The sequence below is a fragment of the Cerasibacillus quisquiliarum genome (assembly GCF_014202495.1).
Classification (GTDB): domain Bacteria; phylum Bacillota; class Bacilli; order Bacillales; family Amphibacillaceae; genus Cerasibacillus; species Cerasibacillus quisquiliarum.
In genome coordinates this window covers 1-1046 of record NZ_JACHHA010000037.1, presented here as the reverse complement: position 1 = coordinate 1046, position 1046 = coordinate 1, and the positions used below count along the sequence as shown (strand labels likewise).

Annotated in this window: 1 protein-coding gene; it reads right to left on the bottom strand. The window is 28.8% G+C overall.

Annotated elements, in window-relative coordinates:
* Nucleotides 1-99 precede the first annotated feature (99 nt).
* Nucleotides 100-504, bottom strand: a complete 405-nt coding sequence (locus HNQ35_RS14075; RefSeq protein ID WP_146938873.1) for a hypothetical protein — start codon at nucleotides 502-504, stop codon at nucleotides 100-102.
* Nucleotides 505-1046 lie beyond the last annotated feature (542 nt).

Below are 1046 nucleotides of genomic sequence, written 5' to 3'. Positions count from 1 at the left end.
TGATAATGTGTAAGAAACTGTGCTTATGACAAGCATAAGCACAGTAATCATGATGATCATCGTTTTTTTCGTAAATAAACGTATCCCTTTCATAAGATATCACCTATACACAATTGTCGCTTTTCCGTAAAACCACGGACTAGGACCATAATCCGGATGAATAACTTGTGCAGCTGTGGTATAAGTTCTTAATGAATTTGTGGACCAATATTTTCTGAAATTTTTTCTCCCAGTACCATAGCCTTCAGAATCTGTCCCATCACCGAATTCTATTTTATGATAATGTCTTCCAGTATGGTTCAGTGATGATGTACTTATTGTATACGTTTTATAGGCTACTCCATTTAAATTTGATGGAGTTATACCTGCTCTAACCGCGGATTGAGTATATGCTTCATCTTTTTTTATTACCTTGTCACTAACTACCGAAGCCTCGGCATTTAATCCATTGAATCCAAATAAATATCCAAACACAAATAAAGATGTTAAAAACATTTTTTTCAATATAAAAAACTCCAAGTATTAATTTTGTACATTCGGATAATTACTTGCCTCCTTCTTCCCGATATTATGTACTTCAATTATAGTACATTATTATCAGAATAATTTCAAGTATTCTTTAAATTGAATAATGTTATTTATTAAAAAATTATTTTTTTAGAGCAAACTATTTATTTAAAATAAAGTTAAAATTATTTAAGGTATATAATTGTCTCAAAATCTTTAATGGGAATTTATTTCTTTCCTTGAAAACAATACAAAATATTCTTTTAACCCCTTAATAATTTTCTATAATATTTAATGCATTATTATTAGATTAAACAAAATTTACCTCAAACATCTATATTGTAAACTTTAAGCAAGCTCATATTACTATATTTATGAAGCTTGATGTCCAATTGTAGCGCCTCCTTTTATTTCTGTTCGATATAAGGTATAAATCGACCCCCAAAGAGTCACAGCCAAAATGAGTAAAAATCCAATGATACCTGATATAAATGTTATTAGCGTCATCTCAATAAATATAAACATAATGATAAAGCTTA